This window comes from Streptomyces sp. NPDC107562, from assembly GCF_055657325.1.
In genome coordinates, this window is record NZ_JBVKBE010000014.1 from 108,328 (window position 1) to 127,910 (window position 19,583).

Consider the following 19,583-nt stretch of genomic DNA (forward strand, 5'->3'; position numbering starts at 1 on the left):
CCGGCGAGGGGCCGTCCGGAGTACCGGCCGTCGGCGGCCGGTCCGGACCACGCCCCCGCCGTCAGCCCGCGACGAACGTGTGGGCGGCCTTGTCGTGCCAGCACTGCCGCCACGGCCGGTCGAACAGGCACCACAGGACGCCGATCAGACCGAAGAAGAGCAGGCCGGGAACGCTGTAGACGAGCCAGCGGCGCAGGGCCGCGCCGAAGGAGGGGGCGTCATGGCCCTCGATGTCGCGCACCTCCAGGCCGAGCAGCTTCTTGCCCAGCGTGCGTCCCCACCTGGCGGTGGGCAGCGCCTCGTAGAGGACGCCGAAGACGAGCAGCACGGCGAGGACGATGCCCAACTGCGCCGCCGTCGTGCCGTCCAGCAGCCAGACGGTGACCGTCCGGCCGGACAGCTTGGCCTCGTCGATCTTGCTCTGGACATGGTCGAGGGCCTGGGTGCCGAGGGGCACGGCGGCGACCGCGGTGACGCCCGCGACGACCACGGTGTCGATCAGACGGGCGGTCAGCCGCTTGCCGAGGCCGGCCGGGCGGGCCTCGGCCTGCCGACGCGCCGCCGCCTGGAAGGGGTCCTCGACCGGGGGCTTCCACGGGGCGACGGGCTGCCCGTCGCCGGTGCCGGCGGAGGCGCCGGCCAGCCGGTGCACCTGCTGCGCCCACGAGGACTGTCCGCCGCCGGAGCCCGAGGTGACCGGGGCGGCCGCCTGCGCCTGGTGGGGAACGCTCGCGGACTGCTGGGCGGGCGCGGGCGCCTGCTGCGACGTGGCGCGGGCGGCGGCCGCCTTCCCGGCGCCGAAGCCGGGGCCGCCGGGCGTGCCCGCCTGCTGCTGTCCGGGCGCCGGGGCGGCGGGGCCCGACGCGGGCGCGGTGAGCGGTCCCGCCGCCGGGGAGCCGGCAGCGGCCGTGCCCGGCGTTCCGGTGCCCCCGCCGTGCGCCCCGTCCTGCTGCCCCGTGCGCGGGGTGAGCGCGCGGAACGTCATCGTGCCCGGGTCCTCGGGGGCACCCTCCGCACCGCCGGCACCCGGCGCCTTGGCGGCCGGACGGCGGAAGACGAACGTGCTGCCGGAGGGCGGCTGTTCGGACGGAGCGGGCGACGGCGATCCCCCCTGGGCGGGCGGAGCCGGGTGATCGGGGGACGACGCCGTGCCCTCCGTGCGGGCGGCGCCACCCTCCGGCCGTGCGGGCTGGTCCGCCGGGACGCGCGGATCGGCGCCCTGGGCCGTGGGCCAGGAGACCCGCCGGTCCTGGTCACCGCCGAAGCCGGACTGCCGGGAGCGGTCGGCTCCCCACGCGGAGGCGGGCTCGGGGCGGCTGCCGTGCTGGGCGTCCTGGCGCCCGGGGGCGGGATCCTCGTCGAAGAAGTGCGGCCCGGTCTCCTCGACGGCGGGCTGCGCGGGGCGCGTGCCGGAGGGCGGGGCGAGCGGCTCGCCGTCGGCCGGTGCCGGGCGGCTGGTGCCCGGCACCCAGGCGGCTCCGTTCCAGTACCGGACATATCCAGGAATGGAGGGGTCCGGGTAGTAGCCCTCGCGGGGCCGGTCGTCGCCTGGTGCCGGGGTTGGGGCGCTCATGTCCGTCGTCCCGTATCTGCTCGGTGGTGTTATGGGGGTCTCCACATCTATCAGACCTGCGCAGCCCGCACCGCCCGTCCCGCCGGACCCGCCCCTTTCGAGCACGGTTGTGCTAGGGCCGGAAAGGCGGGCCCGGGCGTCCCCTCGTCACCCCGCGAAAGAACTCCGCGGGACCCGCGTAATGCTCGCGCCCCTGCCCGCTCTTGTCGGGTACGGGCCCGCCCGGGGCCCCGACCGAGGGGAGAGGGACACCATGCACACCGTGGTGGAGCGCGAACTGGAGCTGAGGCTCATCCTGTCGCCGGAGCGCGACATCCCGGTGCCGGCCCGCCTGGCCTACCGCACCGACGACCCGTACGCCGTGCACGTCAGCTTCCACATCCACTCCGAACACCCCGTCAACTGGACGTTCGCCCGGGACCTGCTGGTGGAGGGGGTGTTCCGGCCGTGCGGGCACGGGGACGTGCGGGTGTGGCCGTCGAAGACGGGCGGGCGCTGCGCCGTACTGATGGCGCTGACCTCACCCGACGGGGACGCCCTGCTGGAGGCGCCGGCGGCACAGGTGTCGGCCTGGCTGGAGCGCACCCTGCGCGTGGTGCCGCCGGGAAGCGAGGGCGAGCAGCTGGGCATCGACGACGGTCTGGCCCAGCTGCTGGCCCAGTGAGGCCGGTACGGCCTCAGAACAGCTTGCCGGGATTGAGGATGCCCAGCGGGTCGAACACCTGCTTGACCGCCCGTTGCATCTCCACCCCGACGGGGCCGATCTCGCGCGCCAGCCACTCCTTCTTCAGCACGCCCACGCCGTGTTCGCCGGTGATCGTGCCGCCGAGCTCCAGGCCGAGGGCCATGATCTCGTCGAAGGACTCACGCGCGCGGGCGCACTCGTCGGGGTCCTGGGCGTCGAAGCACACGGTGGGGTGCGTGTTGCCGTCGCCCGCGTGGGCGACCACCCCGATGGTGAGCCGGTACTTCTCGGCGATGCGCTCGACGCCTTCGATCAGGTCGCCGAGCCGGGAGCGGGGCACGCACACGTCGTCGATCATCGTGGTGCCCCGGACCGCCTCCAGCGCGGTGAGCGACAGCCGCCGCGCCTGCAGGAGCAGTTCGGACTCGGCCAGGTCGTCCGCCGGGACGACCTGGGTGGCGCCGGCGGCCTCGCACAGCGCCCCGAGCGCCGCGAGGTCGGCGGCCGGGTCCGGGGTGTCGAAGGCCGCGAGCAGCAGCGCCTCGGTGGTCTCCGGCAGCCCCATGGCGGCCATGTCGTTGACGGCCGTGACCGTCGTACGGTCCATCAGTTCGAGGAGCGAGGGCACGTGCCCGCCGGCCATGATCGCGCACACGGCGTCGCAGGCGGCCGCCGCCGAGGCGAACTCGGCGGCCAGCACCAACTGGGGCGGCGGCTTGGGCCGCAGGCCGAGGACGGCCCGCACGACGATGCCGAGCGAGCCCTCGGAGCCCACGAACAGACGGGTGAGGTCGTAACCGGCGACGCCCTTGGCGGTACGGCGGCCGGTGGACAGCAGACGGCCGTCGGCGAGGACGACGTCCAGGCCGAGGACGTACTCGGCGGTCACCCCGTACTTCACGCAGCACAGGCCGCCCGAGGCGGTGCCGATGTTCCCGCCGATGGTGCACATCTCCCAGCTGGAGGGGTCCGGCGGGTAATAGAGGCCGTGTTCGCCGACGGCGCGGGAGAGGGCGGCGTTGACGACGCCGGGCTCGACCACGGCGATGCGGTCGACCGGGCTGATCTCCAGGATCCGGTCCATCTTCGTGAGCGACAGCACGACGCAGCCCTCGGTGGCGTTGGCCCCGCCGGACAGGCCGGTGCGGGCGCCCTGCGGGACCACGGGGACACGCAGCTCGGAGGCGACGCGCATGACGTGCTGGACCTGCTCGACGGTGCGGGGCAGCACGACCACGGCCGGGGTGCCGGCCGGGCAGAAGCTCGCCATGTCGTTGGCGTAGGAGACGGTGATGTCGGGGTCGGTCAGGACGGCCTCGGCCGGCAGGCCCGCGAGCAGCCGGTCCGTGAGGTTGCCCTGCGCTTCGTCGGGAGGGGCTTGGATACGGCTCATGATCACAGCGTGTCACCCGGGGCCATCGGTGTGAACCCCGCCAGCGGCACCGTCTGCGTGCCGGGACCCGGTCGTCGTACTGGCGCACAGTGTGCGCCATGAAGACCGGTGTGAAGACCGCCGTCAGGACCGGCACGGAGACCGGGAAGGGTGATCCCCTTCGCGGGGGACGGGGTACCGGCCGACGGCGTACCCGGCTGGTCGTGGGCGTGCTGCTCGGCCTGCTCGTGGGCGCCCTCGCCGTGGGCGGGCTGCTGTGGCTGGAGCGCCCGCAGCCGCGGCCCGTCCCGCCCCCCGAGCCGGGCCCGGCCGAACTGGCGCTGGCCGCGGTCGGTGCCGGGGTGCCGCCCGCGCTGCGCGATCTGGCCGTGTTGATCGGCGAACGCGAGCGGTACCTGCGGGCGCATCCCCGCGACGCGCGCGCGTGGGCGGTGCTCGGCACGGCGTACGTGGAGCAGGGGCGGCGGACCGCCGACACCGCCTCCTACCCGGCCGCCGAGAAGGCGCTGCGCACCTCGCTGAAGGTACGGCCGGGCAACGCCGTGGCGCTGGAGGGCATGACGGCGCTGGCGAACGCGCGCCGGGACTTCCGGGCCGCCCGGACCTGGGGCGAGGCCGCGCTGAAGGCGGACGGCCGGCGCTGGACGGCGCTCCCCCCGCTGATCGAGGCGTACACCGGCGTCGGCGACTACAAGGCCGCCCGCAGCACCCTCGAACGGCTCCAGAAACTGAACTCCGGCCGGGCCGTCATGGCCACGTCGGCCGCCGTCTACTGGGACCGGGGCTGGCGGGAGGACGCGGTGGCGACCCTGTCCGACGCGGCGGCGGGCGCCCAGGCGCCGGCCGAGCGGGGGGCCTGGCTGGAGCGGGCCGGGCAGCTCGCCTGGGAGCGCGGGGAGCGGGAGGTCGCCCTGCGGCACTTCGAGGAGGCGGTGCGCGTCGACCCCGACCGGCGGACCGCGAAGGCGGGGCAGGCGCGCGCGCTGGCGGCGCTGGGGCGGACGACGGAGGCGCTGAGCGCCTACCGGCTGGCGCTCGCCGAGCGGCCCTCGCCGCAGTACGCGCTGGAGCTGGGCGAGCTGTACGAGTCGATGGGACTGGAGCAGGCCGCCCGCCCGCAGTACGACCTGCTGCAGGACCAGGTCCGCGCCGCCGCCGCCGGCGGGGTGGACGAGGATCTGGTGCTGGGCCGTTTCGAGGCGGACCACGGCGATCCCGAGGAGGCCGTGCAGATCCTGCGGGCCGAGTGGCGCAGGCAGCCCGGGATCGCCGTGGCCGACGCCCTCGGATGGGCGCTGCACCGCACCGGGGAGAACGAGGAGGCGCTGGAGTACGCCCTGCGGGCGACCGACAAGGAGCACGGGGGCGGCGTGCGCAGCGCGCTGTACGCCTACCACCGGGGGATGATCGAGAACAGTCTCGGCCTCGCCGGGCCCGCGCGGCGGCACCTGGAGGAGGCGCTGCGGATCAACCCGTACTTCTCACCGCTGTTCGCGCCGCTGGCGCGGGAGAAGCTGAAGGCGCTGGGCGAGCCGCCGGAGGTGCCGGTTCCGGCGGCCTGACCCGCGTCCGTCAGAGGTTGCCGCGCTTTTCCTGCTCGCGCTCGATGGCCTCGAACAGGGCCTTGAAGTTGCCCTTGCCGAAGCCCATCGAGCCGTGCCGCTCGATGATCTCGAAGAAGACGGTCGGACGGTCCTGGACCGGCTTGGTGAAGATCTGCAGCAGATAGCCGTCCTCGTCGCGGTCGGCGAGGATCTTCAGCTCGCGCAGGGTGTCGATCGGCACCCGGGTCTCACCGACCCACTCCCCCAGCGTGTCGTAGTACGAGTCGGGGGTGTCCAGGAACCGCACGCCGGCCGCGCGCATCGTGCGCACCGTCTGCACGATGTCGTTGGTGTTCAGCGCGATGTGCTGGACGCCGGCGCCGCCGTAGAACTCCAGGTACTCGTCGATCTGGGACTTCTTCTTGGCGAGGGCGGGCTCGTTGATCGGGAACTTCACCTTGAGCGTGCCGTCGGCCACCACCTTGGACATCAGCGCGCTGTACTCGGTCGCGATGTCGTCGCCCACGAACTCCTTCATGTTCGTGAAGCCCATGACCTTGTTGTAGAAGCCGACCCACTCGTTCATCCGGCCGAGCTCGACGTTGCCCACGCAGTGGTCGATCGCCTGGAACGTGCGCTGGGCGGGCGGCTCGACCATCGGCTCGGCGGCGACGTAGCCGGGCAGGTACGGGCCGTCGTAGCCGGTCCGCTCGACCAGGGTGTGCCGGGTCTCGCCGTACGTGGCGATCGCGGCGAGGACCACCGTGCCGTGCTCGTCCTTGAGCTCGTACGGCTCGGCGACCGGGCGGGCGCCCTGCTCCACGGCGTAGGCGAACGCGGCCCGCGCGTCCGGCACCTCGATCGCGAGGTCGACGACACCGTCGCCGTGCGCCGCCACGTGCTCGGTGAGGAAGTGGCCCCAGGTGGTGGCGGGCTTGATCACCGAGGTGAACACGAACCGGGCGGAGCCGTTCTCCAGCACGTACGAGGCGGTCTCGCGGCTGCCGTTCTCCGGTCCGGAGTAGGCGACCAGCTTCATGCCGAACGCGGTGGAGTAGTAGTGCGCGGCCTGCTTGGCGTTGCCCACGGCGAACACGACCGCGTCCATTCCCTTGACCGGGAAGGGGTCGGCCTGCCGTGCGGTGTCCGGGGTGTGGTCTGTGGTCTGCGTCATGGCCGCAGCGTCTCCCCGACAACGCAAGGTGCGCAATAGTTTGCGTCTTCACTGGGCAAAGTGAACAGTGGATTCCCCGATTCGGCGGACGCTCTGTACAGGATGACCACTCAGGGAGGCAGCGATGACGATCGACGGGCTGGACGGGCGGATCATCGTGCTGCTCGCGCGGGAGCCGCGGATCGGCGTGCTGGAGATGTCCCGCCGGCTCGGGGTGGCGCGGGGCACCGTGCAGGCCCGGCTGGACCGGCTTCAGTCGAATGGCGTCATCCGCGGGTTCGGCCCGCAGGTGGACCCGGCGGCCCTCGGCTATCCGGTCACCGCCTTCGCCACGCTCCAGATCCGGCAGGGGCAAGGGCCCGACGTCCGGGCGCACTTGGCGACCGTGCCGGAGGTGCTGGAGCTGCACACGACGACGGGCAGCGGGGACATGCTGTGCCGGCTGGTGGCCCGCTCCAACGCCGATCTTCAGCGTGTGATCGACCGGGTCGTCGGTTTTGATGGCATCGTGCGGGCCGCCACGGCGATCGTGATGGAGAACCCCGTTCCGCTGCGGATCATCCCGCTCGTGGAGCAGGCGGCGCTTCATGAGTGAACCAACGATCACCGGGAAGGCGACGGTCGGACGTGACCTAGCAGCGGGGTGATGGTGTGTGAACTTCTGGGAGTATCTCGGCAACCGCCATCAACAGATCCTCACCGACGCCTACCAGCACGCCAGCGTCGTCTTCCAGTGCATGGTCGTGGCGACCGCGATCGGCGTGCTGATCGGCGTGGCCACCTACCGCTCCGAGTGGGCCGGCAACCTGGCGACCCTCGCCACCTCGACCATCCTCACCATTCCGTCGCTGGCCATGATCGGTCTGCTGATCCCCCTGGTGGGGCTCGGTGTGCCGCCCACCGTGATCGCCCTGACCCTGTACGGACTGCTGCCGATCGTCCGCAACGCCATCGTGGGCCTGCGGGGCGTCGATCCCACCCTGGTCGACGCGGCCACCGGCATCGGGATGTCCCGGGCGAAGCGGCTGATGCGGATCGAGCTGCCGCTGGCCTGGCCGCCGATCCTGACCGGCATCCGGGTCTCCACCCAGATGCTGATGGGCATCGCGGCCATCGCCGCCTACGCCTCGGGCCCCGGTCTGGGCAATCTGATCTTCCGCGGTCTCGCCTCCCTGGGCAGCAAGAACGCGCTGAACCAGGTGCTCGCGGGCACCGTCGGCATCATCATCCTGGCCCTGCTGTTCGACGCCGCGTACGTGCTGATCGGGCGGCTGACCATTTCTAAGGGGATCCGTGCCTGAGTCCGAGTCCCATGGGGCGACCATCGAGCTGGAGAACCTCAGCAAGCGGTACGCCGGCAATCCCCAACCCGCCGTCGACAACGTCAGCATGGAGATCAAGGCGGGCGAGACCGTCATCTTCGTCGGCCCGTCCGGGTGCGGCAAGTCGACCACCCTCAAGATGATCAACAGGTTGATCGAGCCGTCGGGCGGGCGCATCCGGATCGACGGTGAGGACGTGACCCACATCGATCCGGTCAAGCTGCGCCGCAAGGTCGGCTACGCGATCCAGTCCTCCGGCCTCTTCCCGCACATGACGGTCGCCCAGAACATCGCCCTGGTGCCGCGGATGATCGGCTGGTCCAAGACGCGCATCCGTGACCGGGTCGAGGAGATGCTCGATCTCGTCGGTCTCGACCCCGCCGAGTTCCACGGCCGCTATCCGCGTCAGCTCTCCGGCGGGCAGCAGCAGCGCGTGGGCGTGGCGCGGGCGCTGGCCGCCGATCCGCCGGTGCTGCTGATGGACGAGCCGTTCGGCGCGGTGGACCCGATCACGCGGGACCACCTCCAGGACGAGCTGATCCGCCTCCAGCGCGAGCTGCACAAGACGATCGTGTTCGTCACCCACGACTTCGACGAGGCGATCAAGCTCGGTGACCGGATCGCGGTGCTGCGCGAGCGGTCGCACATCGCGCAGTTCGACACCCCGGAGGCGATCCTCACCAACCCGGCGGACGACTTCGTCTCCGGCTTCGTGGGTGCCGGCGCGGCGCTGAAGCGGCTGAACCTCACCCGGGTCCGGGACGTGGAGATCACCGACTACCCGACGGTGACCGTGGACGACCCGCTCCAGAGCATCTTCAACCGGCTCCGCTCCAGCGGCACGAACGAGATCCTGCTGCTCGACAAGCGGGGCCGCCCCTACAAGTGGCTCCGCCGGGGCGACCTGATGCGGGCCAAGGGCTCCCTCGCCCGCGCCGGGACCCTGGTCCACGACACGGTGACCCGGGACGCGACCCTGCGGGACGCGTTGGAGGCCGTTCTCACGGACAACACCGGCCGGGTCGCGGTGACCGGGCGGCGCGGCGAGTACACCGGCGTGGTCGACATGGAGACGCTGATGAACTCGGTGCACGAACTGTTGGAGGCCGACCGGCTCGACGCCCTGGAGCACCAGCACGACCTGGAGGGGACGCGGGCCGGGCAGACGCACGCGGAACAGGAAGGTCACGGAGGGGAGCCCAAGGCGTGACCACCTCTTCGGAACAGAACCGTCCGCCCGGCGAGCACGACGTCCGCGGGCATGTCTACCGGGACGAGGGCGAGGTGCCCGCCGACCAGGAGCCGCCTCCGCCGCCGGCCCGGACGGCGCCGCGCATCACCTGGCAGAAGCTGACGTTCCTGCCGGCCTTCGTGGTGGCCCTGCTGCTGGCGACCTGGCTGTGGTTCCGGCAGGCCGACCTGGACACCATCTCCGAGAACGCGCTGTCCGGGGGGCAGGTGTCCGAGGCGCTGTGGCAGCACATCCAGCTGACCGCGATCTCCACCTTCTTCGTGCTGATCATCGCGATCCCGCTGGGCATCCTGCTGACCCGCAGGACCTTCCAGAAGGTCACCCCGGTGGCCATGACGTTCGCCAACATGGGCCAGGCGACCCCGGCGATCGGTCTGCTCGCCCTGTTGGTGATCTGGCTGGGTATCGGCCGCCGGGCGGCCCTGATCGGCATCATCGTCTACGCCATCCTGCCGGTGCTGTCGAACACCATCGCCGGCCTCAAGGCGAACGACCCGATGCTGCTGGAGGCGGCCCGGGGCATCGGCATGTCGCCGACGGGGGTGCTGAGCCGCGTCGAGCTGCCCCTCGCGGTCCCGCTGATCCTGGCGGGCGTCCGTACGGCGCTGGTGCTGAACGTCGGTACGGCGACGCTGGCCACCTTCGGCGGCGGAGGGGGTCTGGGTACGCTGATCACGACCGGTATCACCAGTCAGCGGATGCCCGTGCTGATCCTGGGATCCATCCTCACCGTCTCGCTGGCCCTGCTGGTGGACTGGCTGGCCTCACTCGCCGAAGTGACGCTGCGGCCCCGCGGACTGGAGGTGGGCCGATGAGGCGCTTGCTGTATCTCGCCACGGCGCTGGTGCTGGCCTCCGGCTGCGGGCTGACCAGCGGCTCCCCCATGGTCGACGACGTGCGGCCCGGGTCGATCGGGCAGGGCGAGCCGCTGAAGGGCGCCGATCTGACGGTCACCTCGAAGGAGTTCACCGAGCAGCTGATCCTGGGCGCGATCATGGGGATCGCCTTCGAGGCGGCGGGCGCGGAGGTCCTCGACCGGACCGGCATCCAGGGGTCCGTGGGGTCGCGCGAGGCGGTCAAGAGCGGCGAGGCGGACGCCGGGTACGAGTACACGGGCACGGCCTGGATCACGTACCTGGGCAACAGCAAGCCGATCACCGATCCCCGGCAGCAGTGGGAGGCGGTGCGCGAGGCGGACCGTAAGAACGGGGTGACCTGGCTGGAGCCGTCGGCCCTGAACAACACCTACGCCCTGGCGATGAACCAGGCCAACGCCAAGAAGTACGGCACACGGACCCTCTCGGAGGTGGCCGCGCTCTCCAAGTCCGACCCCCCGGCCGTGACGCTGTGCGTGGAGGGCGAGTTCGCCAACCGCGCGGACGGCCTGCCGGGCATGGAGAAGGCGTACGGCATGGACATCCCGCCGTCCCGGGTCACGCAGATGGACACCGGGATCATCTACACCCAGACGGCGAAGGGCGGCTGCACCTACGGGGAGGTCTTCACCACCGACGGCCGCATCAAGTCCATGAACCTGGTGGTGATGGAGGACGACAAGAAGTTCTTCCCCAACTACAACGCCGCCCCCGTGATCAACACGAAGACCCTGGAGAAGTGGCCGGCGATCGCGGGGATCCTCGACCCGATCACGAAGAAACTGAACAACTCGGTGGCCCAGACCCTCAACGCGAAGGTCGACGTCGACGGCGAGGACCCCCACCAGGTGGCCCTGGACTGGCTGGTACAGGAGGGCTTCGTACAAGAGGGCTGACCGTCGGCGAAGCGGGGCGCCGGTCAGCAGCTCGGGAGTCGGCCCGTGTCCTTTTGCAGGGTGGTCAGGGACTGGACGGCGTCCTTCAGGGTCTTGACCGGGATCAGGCGCAGGCCCTTGGGGAGTTCCGACTTGGCGTCGGCGCACTCGGCGCTCGGGACGAGGAAGACGGTCGCGCCGTCGCGGTGGGCGGCCTGGGTCTTCAGGGCGACGCCGCCGACCGCGCCCACGGAGCCGTCGGCCTCGATGGTGCCCGTGCCGGCGATGTTGCGGCCGCCGGTGAGGCCGCCGCCGTTGCCGTCGCCCTCCAGCTTGTCGATGATGCCGAGGGAGAAGAGCAGGCCGGCGCTGGGGCCGCCGACGTCGGCGAGTTCCAGGTCGACCTCGATGTCCTTGTCCTGGAGGCCCAGGTAGGTGAGCGCGGCCTCGCTCGCCGCGTTCTGGGACTCCCGCATCTGGGCCTCGTTGTGCTGCTCGATCTCCTTGACGTCGTCGCCGCTCGGGTAGACCGCGTCACGAGGCATGACGGCCTTGTCGGTGCTCCACCAGCTGCCCAGCACGTCACCGAGCCACACGCGGGTGTCCGGGCTGGTCGCCTCGATGGTCGTCATCCGCAGCTGCCCGTCGGTCTCGCGGGTCGGCGCCCCGGAGATCGTGATCACCGGCGTGCCCTGGTCCTCCCCGAGCACGTTCGCCGTCATTCCCGGCTGCGCCACCACGAAGGGCAGCGGCGCCGTCGCGGCGGCGGCGATCAGACCGGCGACGGGCAGCGCGCAGACGGCGAGGGCCTTGGAACGCGTGAGACGAGAGAGCACGAGGTCAATCTAACGCGCGGGGCTGTTCGAGGGGGCGGCCGGTAGCCGGGGGCCGGCGTCAGCGCAGGGCCTCCGCCACCTCTCTCGCCGCGTCCACCACTCTCACGCCGACGCGTTCCGGGACCGCGTCCGCGAGCATGACCACGCCCACGCTGCCCTCGACCCCGGTCACGCCGACCAGGGGAGCGGCGGCTCCGCAGGCGCCTGCCTCCAGTTCGCCCTGGGTGAGGGTGTAGCCGGGGTCGTTGTGCGGGCGTTGGCGGGCGGCCAGGATCGCCTTGCCGGCGGCGCCCCGGTCCAGGGGGTGGCGAAAGCCCGCCCGGTAGGCCACGTGATAGTCCGTCCAGGTCGGCTCGACCACCGCGACCGCCAGCGCCTCCGCCCCGTCCACCAGTGTCAGATGCGCCGTCGCCCCGATGTCCTCGGCCAGCGACCGCAACGCCGGCAGCGCGGCCTCCCGTACCAGCGGATGCACCTGCCGTCCGAGCCCCAGCACACCCAGTCCGACCCGGGCGCGCCCGCCGAGGTCGCGCCGTACCAGCGCGTGCTGCTCCAGCGTGGCGAGGAGGCGGTAGACGACGGTGCGGTTCACGCCCAGCTTGGTGGACAGTTCGGTGACGGTCAGCCCGTGATCCGTGTCGGCCAGCAACTTGAGGACGCGCAGTCCCCGGTCGAGCGTCTGAGAGGTCTCCGCGGTCACGACGCCCACTCCTTCAGTGGTGAGGTCGGCAGCGCTCTCGCGGCGGATGCGTCACCGAGTCCCGTCAGCGACGCGCTACAGAGGCTGCCGATCGGCCAACGGCCCGGCCGGTGGTCCGGGCCCAGTCGCTTCACGGCTGCGCTCCGCGGCGGCGCTGCCACGGGGCGTGTGCGTAGCGGGACATTAGCGAGCCGGTTCGCTCAGCGGAAGTCTCCGTCCAGAATCCGGTCAGGGACCGGTACGGGGTACTCGGGTTTGCCCTGATACGTACGGCGCGCGGCGCCCGGGACGGAGCGCGCGGGAGCGTCGCGAGCAACCACTCGCCGATCGGTCCGCGGCCGAACACGGAGCTGCCTCCCGGCCGGAGACGGCGCTGTCGTCACCGCACCCGGTTCCCGGCCGGATGCGGCACCGCCGTCACCGCATCCGCGTGGCCCACTCCTGCACCTTGGCGATCCGCTGCCGCAGCTGACCCGCCGTCGCCTCCGCGCTCGCCGGCCCGCCGCACACCCGGCGCAGCTCGGTGTGGACGACGCCGTGCGGCTTGCCGCTCTGGTGGACGTAGGCGCCCACCATGGTGTTGAGCTGCCGCCGCAGCTCCATCAGCTCCTTGTGGCTGACCACCGGCCGCCGCTCGGCGGGCATTTCGAGCAGGTCGGCCTCGGCGTCCGGCTTCTTGCGGCTGTGCGCGATCTGCCGTGCCTGCCGCTTCTGGAGCAGGAGTTGCACCTGATCGGGTTCGAGCAGCCCCGGAATACCGAGGTAGTCCTGTTCCTCCTCGCTCCCCGGGTGGGCCTGCATCCCGAACTCGGCGCCGTTGTACATGACCCGGTCGAAGACGGCGTCGGATTCGAGGGCCTCGAAGGGGAGCATGTCCTGCTCGCCGGTGTCCTCGTCCTTCTGCTGCTCCGCCTCCTGGAGGAGCTTGTCCTCCTCGGCGTACGGGTCCTCCTCGCCCTCCTTCTTCGGCTTGTCGAGCACGTGGTCGCGCTCGCGCTCCATCTCGTTCGCGAAGGAGAGCAGGTCCGGCACGGTCGGCAGGAACACGGAGGCGGTCTCGCCGCGCCGCCGCGACCGTACGAAACGGCCGACGGCCTGCGCGAAGAAGAGCGGCGTCGAGATGGTCGTCGCGTACACCCCCACCGCCAGCCGCGGTACGTCGACGCCCTCGGACACCATCCGCACCGCGACCATCCACCGGTCGTCGTTGTGGCTGAACTCGTCGATCCGGTCGGACGCGCCGGCGTCGTCGGACAGCACGAGGGTGGCCTTGTCGCCGGTGATGTCCCTGATGAGCTTGGCGTACGCCCGTGCCGAGTCCTGGTCGGAGGCGATCACCAGGGCGCCGGCGTCCGGGATCGCCTTCCTCACCTCGGTCAGCCGCTGGTCGGCGGCGCGCAGCACGGACGGCATCCACTCGCCCCGCGGGTCGAGCGCGGTGCGCCAGGCCTGGCTGATCGCGTCCTTCGTCATCGGCTCGCCGAGCCGTGCCTCGATCTCGTCGCCGGCCTTGGTCCGCCAGCGCATGTTGCCGCTGTAGGAAAGGAAGATGACGGGCCGCACGACGTTGTCCGCGAGGGCGGAGCCGTATCCGTAGGTGTAGTCGGCGGCGGACCGCCGGATCCCGTCGGCCCCTTCCTCGTACGCCACGAAGGGGATGGGGTTGGTGTCGGACCGGAACGGCGTACCCGTCAGGGCCAGCCGCCGGGTCGCGGGCTCGAAGGCCTCCAGGCAGGCCTCGCCCCAGGACTTGGAGTCACCGGCGTGGTGGATCTCGTCGAGGATCACGAGGGTCTTGCGCTGCTCGACGCGGTTGCGGTGCAGCATGGGGCGCACGCCCACACCCGCGTACGTCACCGCGACCCCGTGGTACTCCTTGCTGAGCGGCCCCGCGCTGTACTCGGGATCCAGCCTGATCCCTATCCGCGCGGCGGCCTCCGCCCACTGCTTCTTCAGATGCTCGGTGGGCGCGACCACGGTCACCTGCTGCACGACGTGGTGGTGCAGCAGCCAGGACGCCAGCGTCAGCGCGAAGGTCGTCTTGCCGGCGCCGGGGGTGGCGACCGCCAGGAAGTCACGCGGCTGCTCCTGGAGGTACTTCTCCATCGCGCCCTGCTGCCAGGCACGCAGCTTGCTGGCCGTACCCCAGGGGGCGCGGCCGGGGAAGGCGGGTGAGAGGTGATGGGAGGACGAGGAGGAAGCAGACATGGGCGTGGGCCCGGAGGGCCCTCCGTTGAAGGTGGTGGCGGGCGACTGGCGGGCGGTAGTCACGGTCTCCGTGGGGGTAGAGCGGCCGGGCTGGGTACGACAACCGGGCCACCCTACCGGCGCCCCCCACCCGTCGAGCAGGGAACTCCCCCGCCTCCCCCACGGGTGGGACCGACGTCACAACCCCCTCAACCGCCCCGCGATGCGCCCCACGTCCCCCTCCACTCCCGACGCCACGTCGACGACCAGGTCGTACGCCACGTCCTGGTCGCACGCCGCGAGATCCACCCCGTTGACCGCCAGGAACGTCGCCGCCGCCAGCCAGGCCGTGCGCTTGTTCCCGTCGACGAGGGGATGGTTGGTCGCGAGCGCGTGCAGCAGCGCGGCGGCCTGCTCGTACAGGTCGTCGTAGGCCGCCGTGCCGAACATCCGGGCCCGCGGCCGGTGCACGGCCGAGGCCAGCAGCCCGGGGTCCCGGGCCTCGGGCGCCCGCCCGCCGAAGGCGATCTCGGCGAGTCCTGTCACGTCCGCGACGGTGAGGTGGCGCGTCATTGCCCGAGCCTGCGCAGCAGATCGGCATGGGCGACGGCGAGCCGCTCCGCCGAGGCGCGCACCCTCGCGCCCTCGTCCCGCAGATACGCGCGTACGGCGTCCCGCGCGACGTCCTCCGGCCGGCGTCCGCTCGCGTCCGCGAGGTCCTCGACGGCCTGCCGGAGGTCGGCGGTCAGGGGGAGTGAGCTCGTGCATGCCGTGAGGCTACGGCGCCAGATCACCACGGGGCGATCGCTTTACGGCTCACCGCTCACGCAGCCGGGTCGTGACCCAGGCTCCCAGCAACGCCACCGCCGCCATCGGCAGGAACACCGCCGCGAACGCCGCCGGGTGGGAGGCCGTGCCCGTCGTCGCCGCGTGGGTGACCGCGCCGCCGCCGAGGGCGGCGAAGGCCGCGCCGCCCGCGGCCAGGAGGAGGATGTTGGAGAGGCCGTCGGAGATCTGGAGGGCGGCGGAGTTGCTGCCGGCCTGGTCGGGGGCGGACAGCTGGAGGAGCAGCACGCTGGTGGAGGAGATCACCAGACCCATCCCGAGACAGCCGAAGGCCCAGGCGACGGCGACGATCCACACGGGGACGGAAGCCAGCAGGACGCTCGGGGCGGTGGTGATGGCGGCCGCGACCAGCAGCATGCCCAGCGTCATCAGGCGGTCGCGGTACGGCTCCAGGCGGGGCCGCGCCTGGAGCCACGAGCCCAGCGCCCAGGTCGCCCCGCCCGCCGCCAGCGAGAAACCGGCCAGCGTCGGGCTGAGACCCCGCTGGGTGACCAGCATCAGGGGCACGAAGGACTCCGCGGCGATGAACGCCCCCGCCGCGACGCCGCGCAGCAGCACGACCGAGGGCAGTCCGCGCGCCGCGCGGTAGGTGCCGGGCGGCAGCAGCCCCAGCACCGCCGGGACCAGCAGCGCGACGCCCGCCAGCCCGGGCAGCACGGAGAGGGGGCGCAGGTCCTGGGCCGCGTATTGGAGCAGCCCCGCGCCGAAGGAGATGCCGAGCGCGAGGCGGATCCGGCGGCGGTCGAAGGAACCCGGCTGGCGCCCGGCCCCGTCCTTCACCCCGCCCGCGGCGCGCAGCCGTATCTGCGGCAGGGCGAGCGCCAGCGGGAGCAGCACCAGCACGGGTATCCCGAGGAACACCCAGCGCCAGCCGAGCTGTTCGGTCACCGCGCCCGCCGCCAGCGGCCCGACCACCGACGGCACCACCCAGCTCGCCGCGAACGCCGCCATGATCGCCGGCCGCAGCCGCTCCGGGTAGGCCCGCCCGACCACCACGTACAGCGCCACGATCACCATCCCGCCGCCGAGCCCCTGCACCGCCCGGCCGAGGATGAACAGCCACATCGCCCCCGCCGTCCCGGACAGCAGCAGCCCCGCGGCGAAGGCGCCGATCCCGGTGGTCAGGGCGCCCAGCGGGCCCCGCCGGTCCGACCACTGCCCCGCGAGCACCATCGCGAACAGGCTCGTCGTGAAGTACCCCGAGAAGGCGAACGCGTACAGCGAGACGCCGTCCAGCTCCCGCGCCGCCACCGGCATCGCCGTGCCCACGGCCGTCGCCTCGAAGGCGATCAGCAGCACGACCGAGACGATGCCCACGCTCAGCGCCCGGTACGACCGGCCGAGCACACCCTCGCTGTCGGGTCGCGGCGTGACGAGCGGGGCGTCTGCGACCTCGGTGTCGCGGGGGTTCAGGGCAGCCATGTACGTCAGCGTAAGGGGCACAACTGGATGTGGCCCCTGTCGGGAGTCGGTGATGACCTCGGTCCTTGGTCGTAGACCCGGCCGTTCGTGAACGGCGTATGGCAGTCCCGTTGCGGCCCCCGGCCTTTCCTTGAGGCCGCACCGCCCCGCCCCTACGGTCGAAGCACGTCACCGCACACGGCCGTGTGCCCGAGTGGTTCAGGGGCTCGCCTGCAAAGCGAGTTACGTGGGTTCGAATCCCGCCACGGCCTCCGACGCCTGATCAGGCAAGGCGAGTCGGGCCGACCATTCCGGCCCGACTCGAGCACCACGACTCGAGCACCACCCCACCGCGCCCCCACGCCCGTCAGCCCGCGGCAGCGGAGACGGCCGGCTGGTGTTCAGCGGCGTGCGGCCCATGCCTGGCTGTTCAGGAAGTGGTTGTCGTAGAGGTCCTGGACCTCCAGCAGACTTTCCCGGCCGACCTCGCCCAGGCGGACGCGCTGGATGTGACGGAAGTACTCGAAGCGCTCGACGCCCGGGGTGATCACGATGAGGATGTCGGCGCCGGCACCGGGGGTGGCGGCGAAGGCGTGCGGCTCGCCCGGCGGCACGATGAGGAGATCGCCGCGTTCCGCGGTGACGATGTCGGCGCCGGAGAGGATCTCGGCTGCACCGTCCAGCAGGAAGAACATCTCCGCGGAGTGCCGGTGCAGATGCGGTGACGCGCCGTCGGTGCCCGCCGTCAGGGTGACCCGCACGGTGGACAGCGCCCCACCAGAAGCGCTGCTGTCGGCCAGCAGCGTGAAAACGCCGTCGGGATCGTCATCGATCCTCTCGGCCTCCGCCGCACGGACGATCACGGACGAGTCGAACTTCGGAACGAAAAGTGACATTTCCGCACCTCCCTGTGATCGCCACAAGCAAGCTTGGGACGCCCTCCGTCAGGGCGTCACGTCAAGGCGGGCGACCGCGCCGATCTCGACGAGCTGGTCGGGCAGCGCGAGGTCGGCCACGCCCATGACGGTGCTGGTGGGCCGGTGGTCTCCGCAGTACGCGGCGTGCAGTCTGGCGAGGGTGTCGAAGTTCTCCCGCAGGTCCATGGCCAGGACGGTGGTCTCGACGATCTGGTCGCGGGTGGCGCCGAAGTGCTCCAGCACCCGGTCGAGGTTTTCGAAAGTCGTCCTCACCTGGAGCTCGAAGTCCCCCACCCCGACGAAGGCCCCGGTGCTGTCGTGCGACACCTGCCCGGAGACATAGAGCGTGTCGCCGACTTGAACGGCCTGGCTGTACCCGTACTGGGCTTCCCACGGCATACCGAAGCCGAGCGCCCTGGATCGAACAGTCACGGTTCTCTCCCGAATAGTCGACCCACTCAATTCCGGTCTCACACGCCTTGCTTCGCGGCGAAAACGGACGTCGGCCGGATCAGTGCCCTGCCGTACGACGTGCGCCTCGCGCAGAGCAGCGCCCCCGACCAGGGTCTCTCCTGCCCCCGACCTCCGCATCCGGGGCCGCCGCGTCAGGACCGGCGAGGCCGACCGCTCCCACAAGTCCCGGACCACCGGAGGCTCAGGACGATCACAGGACGCCGCCGGCCTCGTCCTGGAACAGTTCCGTCCAGTAGTGCCAGCCGGAACGGTCGACCGAGCCCGTCGGGTCGATTCTGCGCAGGACGCCGATCATCGTCGCCGCCAGCTGGTCGTAGGCGTCCGTCGTCAGCTCGTGGTCCGTCGCCGCGTCGATCGCCTTCTCACGGTGCAACAGCCACAGGGTGAAGGCCAGCGTCGAGATGTCCGTGTTGAGCGGGTACAGCCTCGCCTCGGGCTCGCTCCAGTTCAGGACCTCGCCCGTGGCGCCGTCGACGACCAGGCTGTTGTCCTCGATGAGGTGGCCGAGGCGTATCAGGTGGTCCGCGCGGGCCGGGAGGCGATCGGTGGGGAAGTCGCCCGGGCGCTCGTCGGTGTAGTACTCGACGAGGGTCGGCAGCGGGACGTCCGTGTCCAGGCGGAAGAGGAAGCCGTCCTCGGGCAGGCCCGTCTCGCGCAGGAAGCGGCGGGTGGGCTCGTGGGTGAGGGGCGCGGGGAAGTCGACCTCCTCGAAGCGGGCGATCCGGCCGGGGCCGAACTCCTGGTCCATCAGGCGCGGCGGCAGGTCCAGGGTGAGTCCGGACTCCGTGCCCGGGCCCGCCATCAGGGCGAGCGGGCGGATCAGCGCCGCCATCCGCCAGTACGGCGGCATCTCGCCCTCCGGGCTGGCGCCCTCCTCGAACACCGCGAGCAGCTGCCGTGTCGCCTCCGCCACGGCCTTGGGTCCGGAGCGGCCGGCGTACGAGGCGAACTGGCCGCGCACCTCGGCCAGTTCCTCCGTCGCCGCGGCGAACCGCACCAGCGTGCGCAGCGAGGGCGCCAGCGGGCGGCTGTCCATCAGGTCGGGGCGGTCGTGGAAGAAGTACGCCGTCGAGACCTCGCCGGTCGCGCCGTCGAGCAGCACCGACTCCGACTCCATGCCGCCGGGCGCCAGGAGCCCGCCTATCACCAGCTGCTCGCGCAGCCGGGCCATCAGACGGTCGGGGTCGCCCGTCGAGTCGGCGACCGTCCGCAGCCCGTCCCTGCGCAGGGCGTCGAACGTCAACAGGGCGCTGTCCGCGGGCAGTCCGGGGCCTGTCAGCCAGCGGCGCGTCGGCGCATGGGTGACGTGCGGGTCGAGTTGGTCCTCGGTCAGGGTGATCACCGCGGCGGCGGCTTCGATCGTGCTCATGGTTCCCCCGTGCGTGGTTGTCCACGGGGTACGCCCGCCGTCCGTGCCCCGAGCGGCCGTCCCCACTGCCCAGAACACTACGCGCCACCACTGACAATCGCCCCCGACCTGCACAAACGCCGAGCGCACGGCACCTGGCGAACGACGCCCGCGAGGACGC

19 protein-coding genes and 1 tRNA gene are annotated in these 19,583 nt (G+C 72.0%); 8 read left to right on the top strand and 12 right to left on the bottom strand.

The features are described from left to right. Positions 1-61: 61 nt before the first annotated feature. Positions 62-1,573, bottom strand: coding sequence for an RDD family protein (locus ACZ7LV_RS30910; protein WP_471944150.1), 1,512 nt, complete (start codon positions 1,571-1,573; stop codon positions 62-64). A 253-nt stretch (positions 1,574-1,826) separates the two neighbouring features. On the opposite strand from ACZ7LV_RS30910, the gene ACZ7LV_RS30915 reads away from it, so the two are divergent. Then, a complete protein-coding gene (locus ACZ7LV_RS30915) occupies positions 1,827-2,237 on the top strand; it encodes an SsgA family sporulation/cell division regulator (RefSeq protein WP_471944152.1) in 411 nt (136 codons plus the stop codon). Positions 2,238-2,250: 13 nt separating this feature from the next. Here the strand turns inward: ACZ7LV_RS30915 and ACZ7LV_RS30920 are convergent, their stop codons facing one another. After that, a complete protein-coding gene (locus ACZ7LV_RS30920) occupies positions 2,251-3,657 on the bottom strand; it encodes an FAD-binding oxidoreductase (protein ID WP_471944154.1) in 1,407 nt (468 codons plus the stop codon). Positions 3,658-3,749: 92 nt separating this feature from the next. On the opposite strand from ACZ7LV_RS30920, the gene ACZ7LV_RS30925 reads away from it, so the two are divergent. Continuing rightward, positions 3,750-5,213, top strand: a complete 1,464-nt coding sequence (locus ACZ7LV_RS30925; protein ID WP_471944156.1) for a tetratricopeptide repeat protein — start codon at positions 3,750-3,752, stop codon at positions 5,211-5,213. A 10-nt stretch (positions 5,214-5,223) separates the two neighbouring features. Here ACZ7LV_RS30925 and hppD read toward each other — a convergent pair whose 3' ends face one another. Next, positions 5,224-6,369 (bottom strand): 4-hydroxyphenylpyruvate dioxygenase, encoded by a 1,146-nt coding sequence (gene hppD, locus ACZ7LV_RS30930; RefSeq protein ID WP_471944157.1) that lies wholly within the window; start codon positions 6,367-6,369, stop codon positions 5,224-5,226. Positions 6,370-6,493: 124 nt separating this feature from the next. Between hppD and ACZ7LV_RS30935 the strand changes: the two genes are divergently transcribed. Genes ACZ7LV_RS30935 through ACZ7LV_RS30955 form a run of 5 tightly spaced genes read left to right on the top strand, consistent with a single transcriptional unit; the run spans position 6,494 to position 10,714 of the window. Then, positions 6,494-6,964, top strand: a complete 471-nt coding sequence (locus ACZ7LV_RS30935; RefSeq protein ID WP_401681036.1) for an Lrp/AsnC family transcriptional regulator — start codon at positions 6,494-6,496, stop codon at positions 6,962-6,964. A 58-nt stretch (positions 6,965-7,022) separates the two neighbouring features. Then, positions 7,023-7,670: an ABC transporter permease gene (locus tag ACZ7LV_RS30940; RefSeq protein WP_401681039.1), complete on the top strand. Its 648-nt coding sequence runs from the start codon at positions 7,023-7,025 to the stop codon at positions 7,668-7,670. Next, positions 7,663-8,901, top strand: a complete 1,239-nt coding sequence (locus tag ACZ7LV_RS30945) for a betaine/proline/choline family ABC transporter ATP-binding protein (protein ID WP_401681042.1) — start codon at positions 7,663-7,665, stop codon at positions 8,899-8,901. The genes ACZ7LV_RS30940 and ACZ7LV_RS30945 overlap by 8 nt, the downstream gene beginning before the upstream one ends. Further along, positions 8,898-9,758, top strand: a complete 861-nt coding sequence (locus ACZ7LV_RS30950; RefSeq protein WP_471944160.1) for an ABC transporter permease — start codon at positions 8,898-8,900, stop codon at positions 9,756-9,758. Before ACZ7LV_RS30945 ends, ACZ7LV_RS30950 begins: the two co-directional genes overlap by 4 nt. Then, on the top strand, positions 9,755-10,714 hold the full coding sequence (locus ACZ7LV_RS30955; protein WP_471944162.1) for a glycine betaine ABC transporter substrate-binding protein: 960 nt from the start codon (positions 9,755-9,757) through the stop codon (positions 10,712-10,714). Before ACZ7LV_RS30950 ends, ACZ7LV_RS30955 begins: the two co-directional genes overlap by 4 nt. Before the next feature lie 23 nt (positions 10,715-10,737). Here the strand turns inward: ACZ7LV_RS30955 and ACZ7LV_RS30960 are convergent, their stop codons facing one another. From ACZ7LV_RS30960 to ACZ7LV_RS30985, 6 genes are all read right to left on the bottom strand, one after another. After that, entirely contained in the window at positions 10,738-11,529 is a 792-nt protein-coding gene (locus ACZ7LV_RS30960; RefSeq protein ID WP_471944164.1) for a S16 family serine protease, read from the bottom strand. Between the two features lie 58 nt (positions 11,530-11,587). Beyond that, complete coding sequence (locus ACZ7LV_RS30965) at positions 11,588-12,229, bottom strand: IclR family transcriptional regulator (protein WP_471944166.1); 642 nt, start codon at positions 12,227-12,229, stop codon at positions 11,588-11,590. Between the two features lie 417 nt (positions 12,230-12,646). Continuing rightward, on the bottom strand, positions 12,647-14,437 hold the full coding sequence (locus tag ACZ7LV_RS30970) for a DEAD/DEAH box helicase (protein WP_471944279.1): 1,791 nt from the start codon (positions 14,435-14,437) through the stop codon (positions 12,647-12,649). Positions 14,438-14,614: 177 nt separating this feature from the next. Continuing rightward, on the bottom strand, positions 14,615-14,989 hold the full coding sequence (locus ACZ7LV_RS30975; RefSeq protein WP_471944168.1) for a type II toxin-antitoxin system death-on-curing family toxin: 375 nt from the start codon (positions 14,987-14,989) through the stop codon (positions 14,615-14,617). Then, positions 14,986-15,210: a hypothetical protein gene (locus tag ACZ7LV_RS30980; RefSeq protein ID WP_471944170.1), complete on the bottom strand. Its 225-nt coding sequence runs from the start codon at positions 15,208-15,210 to the stop codon at positions 14,986-14,988. The genes ACZ7LV_RS30975 and ACZ7LV_RS30980 overlap by 4 nt, the downstream gene beginning before the upstream one ends. Positions 15,211-15,232: 22 nt before the next feature. After that, positions 15,233-16,684, bottom strand: a complete 1,452-nt coding sequence (locus ACZ7LV_RS30985) for an MFS transporter (RefSeq protein ID WP_471944172.1) — start codon at positions 16,682-16,684, stop codon at positions 15,233-15,235. Between the two features lie 179 nt (positions 16,685-16,863). On the opposite strand from ACZ7LV_RS30985, the gene ACZ7LV_RS30990 reads away from it, so the two are divergent. Beyond that, a tRNA-Cys gene (locus ACZ7LV_RS30990) sits at positions 16,864-16,935 on the top strand. Between the two features lie 129 nt (positions 16,936-17,064). Here ACZ7LV_RS30990 and ACZ7LV_RS30995 read toward each other — a convergent pair. The 3 genes from ACZ7LV_RS30995 to ACZ7LV_RS31005 all read right to left on the bottom strand — a co-directional run bounded on the left by ACZ7LV_RS30995 (position 17,065) and on the right by ACZ7LV_RS31005 (position 19,423). Further along, on the bottom strand, positions 17,065-17,559 hold the full coding sequence (locus tag ACZ7LV_RS30995) for a cupin domain-containing protein (protein WP_471944174.1): 495 nt from the start codon (positions 17,557-17,559) through the stop codon (positions 17,065-17,067). A 48-nt stretch (positions 17,560-17,607) separates the two neighbouring features. After that, positions 17,608-18,012: a RidA family protein gene (locus ACZ7LV_RS31000; RefSeq protein ID WP_471944175.1), complete on the bottom strand. Its 405-nt coding sequence runs from the start codon at positions 18,010-18,012 to the stop codon at positions 17,608-17,610. Between the two features lie 232 nt (positions 18,013-18,244). Further along, entirely contained in the window at positions 18,245-19,423 is a 1,179-nt protein-coding gene (locus tag ACZ7LV_RS31005; RefSeq protein WP_471944177.1) for an SUKH-4 family immunity protein, read from the bottom strand. Positions 19,424-19,583 lie beyond the last annotated feature (160 nt).